The 3,371-nt window shown below is 43.5% G+C and carries 4 protein-coding genes and 2 pseudogenes; 5 read left to right on the top strand and 1 reads right to left on the bottom strand.

Going from position 1 to position 3,371, the window contains the following annotated elements:
• The 5 genes and pseudogenes from AAKU61_RS22265 to AAKU61_RS22250 form a co-directional block, all read left to right on the top strand.
• A partial coding sequence (locus AAKU61_RS22265; RefSeq protein ID WP_354335787.1) for an RHS repeat-associated core domain-containing protein occupies window positions 1–639 on the top strand: 639 nt, incomplete at its 5' end.
• A 24-nt stretch (window positions 640–663) separates the two neighbouring features.
• Window positions 664–1,269, top strand: coding sequence for a DUF8309 domain-containing protein (locus tag AAKU61_RS22260; protein ID WP_354335785.1), 606 nt, complete (start codon window positions 664–666; stop codon window positions 1,267–1,269).
• 412 nt (window positions 1,270–1,681) lie between these two features.
• A pseudogene (locus tag AAKU61_RS22865) lies at window positions 1,682–2,056 on the top strand (RHS repeat-associated core domain-containing protein); the annotation flags it as partial.
• Window positions 2,048–2,473, top strand: a complete 426-nt coding sequence (locus tag AAKU61_RS22860; protein WP_503012676.1) for a DNA/RNA non-specific endonuclease — start codon at window positions 2,048–2,050, stop codon at window positions 2,471–2,473. The pseudogene AAKU61_RS22865 and the gene AAKU61_RS22860, both read left to right, overlap by 9 nt.
• A 14-nt stretch (window positions 2,474–2,487) precedes the next feature.
• Window positions 2,488–2,919 carry a hypothetical protein gene (locus AAKU61_RS22250; protein WP_354335781.1) on the top strand — a complete coding sequence of 144 codons (432 nt, stop codon included), beginning with the start codon at window positions 2,488–2,490 and terminating at the stop codon, window positions 2,917–2,919.
• A gap of 81 nt (window positions 2,920–3,000) precedes the next feature.
• On the opposite strand, the pseudogene AAKU61_RS22245 reads toward AAKU61_RS22250, so the two are convergent.
• Window positions 3,001–3,371: pseudogene (locus AAKU61_RS22245) on the bottom strand (hypothetical protein); the annotation flags it as partial.

Raw genomic sequence — 3,371 nt, 5'->3', positions numbered from 1 at the left:
ACGGGGACGGATAATTGGTCATCGTCATCGAACTATAACTGGCAAACATCAACAAAACCTACGCCAGTTATTGATCAGCCATTCCGGTTTCAGGGTCAGCAGTTTGATGAAGAGACTGGGCTGCATTACAATCGGTTTCGATATTATGATCCCGCGGTGGGACGGTTTGTTTCTGAGGATCCTATTGGATTAGCGGGCGGTACCAACCAGTTTGCTTATGCGCCCAATCCGATTGGGTGGTTAGACCCTTATGGACTTGCATGCAATCCGGCGAAAGCGACACACATCACTTATACCGGCATGAAAGACGGCAAGCCTTATGTTGGCTATGCAAGTATGCCTGGAAAACAGTCGGCGGAAGCTGTTCTTCGTTATCGATACAACGGTAATTTTAGCGTGTTTGACGCAGGAGCCGCGCCTGAACCTATCTATAGTGGGTATGGTCAGGCCGGAAAAGATACTGCTCGCGGACTGGAACAACGTACGTTCGAAAAGATGGGCGGATTGGATAAAACATCCAATAAGCAAAATCCTGTAGGAAAGAATAATAAACGCCGCAAGAAATATCTCAAGGCTAATGATCAGCACAACAAGTGCTCTTGCTATACAGGTAAAGCCAGCGATGACGATTGTGATTAAAGATAATTTAAGGAAAAATATAAAATGCGAGCTTTTTGGAAAAAGGATGGAGTTGTTTGTTTAAAATTAAAAGAGAATCTTTACACGCTTGCTCAGATGGTTGATGAAAGTGCATATATGCGTTTTTATGCAATCAGCAATCATGAAGATGTGTGGGGAAAAATTGATTTGAATACAGTAGCGCCACTATTCTGTGTATCTGTGGGTAATGCATTGATCCAACATCTAGGTGTGCGCCGTGTGCCTGATAAGGAAGTGATCCCTAGTCATGCACCTTTTGAGCGGTATTTCATCAAGCCAAATATTAATTATGAGGGGCCTTTCGTTTACCTTGGCGGCAAGTTAATTGATAAAGGCGAAAATGCGCAAGAAGACATGACCCGCGCCCCGGTAAAAATTTCTGATTTAAGCGTCAGCAAGCATCTTGATGTAATTCATCAACATGAACTAACGCCTATGTGGGGTGATAAAGATTCTGCGGCACGGTTGATTCATTTTTTTGAAACCGGGGAGAATTTCAACGGATTAAAGGAGGCAGTTTTTCCTGAGTTAGAAAAAATTGATCATCATGTAAATCGCGATACGGAAACCTATCGCGCCATCAAAAAAATTTATGCCACCAAACCGTAATTTGTTCGAGATAAATTTTAAAAACACCTAGCCCATCACGCAATTCCTATGCGCTCTATAAGCCAGATAGACTCAAAACCCGCATGTATAAAGCGTGACAGGACATGCCTATTTTAAATTTTCCATCACATGTAAAAAAGGTGCGCATGAAGAAGTGCAGTTCAAATGGAACGCCGACCATCAATTACAAAACGCAACAGTCATGCGCCACGGTGTAACGCAGACCACCAGTTATGAATACGACGCATTAGGCAGACGTACCAAGAAAACAGATGCCTTCGGTGCCACCGAATATTTGTGGGATGGCGATCTGATGATCCATAGTCAGCGTGGCAACAAGGCTTCTCTATTCGTGTTTGAACCAGACAGTTTTATACCACTAGCGACCATCCAGGACGAAAATACCTATTGGTATCAATGCGATCAAATCGGCGCGCCACAAGAGCTGACAGATCAAGTTGGCGAGATTGTATGGGCTGCCGATTACAAGGTCTGGGGTGAGGCGAAAGTGCGCGATGTGGTGCTGAAGACGGGGACGGATAATTGGTCATCGTCATCGAACTATAACTGGCAAACATCAACAAAACCTACGCCAGTTATTGATCAGCCATTCCGGTTTCAGGGGCAGCAGTTTGATGAAGAAACTGGTTTGCATTACAATCGATTCCGATATTATGATCCCGCGGTGGGACGGTTTGTTTCTGAAGATCCTATTGGGTTGGCGGGTGGAATGAATAATTTTTTGTATGCGCCAAATCCGGTTGGGTGGATTGATCCATTGGGCTTATTTGGCGCGAACGCATTAGCGAAATATAAGCATAACTCTGATGGGACTTTGAAAAGTGCGACCGCGAAAATTAGACCGGAAGACTTAAACACCGGGTCAAGTACAAACGCATCATCAAGAGCCAGAGCTCGATCATTCGGTTGCCAAAACGATGATGCAGGTCACGCAATTGGCAATCAATTAGGTGGGGATGGTGGTGTCAATGGTGTATTTCCTCAGGCGCTAGGAATCAATAGGGGACAATTTCGAACATTTGAAACCGACATTTTTAATAGCGTAAAAGCTGGAAATAGCGTTATTGTTCGAGTTGTTCCTCAATACTCCAATGGATCAACACGACCAGATGAAATACTTTATCAAGTTCGTGAAAATGGAAAAACAAGATCCGCTACATTCACAAACCCATGCTGTTGCTAGAAAGGCCAATACCAATGAATGCTTATGAAACGATAGATGCATATTTGAAAGAAATGCTGGATTGGGAGAATTCATATTATGCAGAAATGCGCAGTGAATCATTTAAAAATAACCTTGATAACTACAAGCTACGAAGCAGAGAAAAAGCAAGAATAGATCTGGAAATAATTGTATATAAATATTTAACGAGTAAAGCCATTGCTATTATTGGCGAAGCCGTTTTACAAGGTATGGCGGTAGGGAGGCCACGAATTTACGATCAGGTTTTGAGTCCTGATGTCGACGTCATTGGAAAAACGGCCAAAGTGCTGGCAATGAGAGGCGATGGCGGAATGTTTTCCCCATTTTATCTCTATACATTGGTGTTAGAAGGGGATGATTGGAAAATTAAGGAAGTGCACCATAGTCATGATAAGCTGACATGGAGCAAAGCAAAGTCACTTTAATGAAAGAATCAACAGATTGGTGTCATCCATTCACCTCAAGTAGTCAAGAAGTCGAACAAATACTCAAGGGTATAAATAATTTTATCTGAGGGTATCCGGGAGTTTGTGTAAACGGTTTTTAAAATAAACGTTTGGCACACGTTCACCGAACATAATGGTAAACCGATTTAACGCCGCTTTCCATTCGCGAATCGGCATCGCCCATTTCCGGCTGATGTTGTCGAGTGCCAGGAAAAACAATTTGAAGACCGTAAGGCGTATTGCAATACGCCGCATGGAATCGTTGAGAAATTCATAGTTGTAAAAAAACGGCAGCGTATTTGAAACCCTGTTTCTTCCGCCGACCAACTTACCGACGAAACCGGCTTTGATGGCCGCTATCAACGCTATTGCTATAACGCTGCGGGAGAACTCACGCATCTGATCGAGGCTGGTGGTAGCCAATTCGGTCC

Origin of the sequence: Undibacterium sp. GrIS 1.2 (assembly GCF_040544435.1) — a bacterium.
GTDB lineage: Bacteria > Pseudomonadota > Gammaproteobacteria > Burkholderiales > Burkholderiaceae_D > Undibacterium.
The sequence above is the reverse complement of the archived record's forward strand: the minus strand, read 5'-3'. Positions and strand labels throughout refer to the sequence as shown.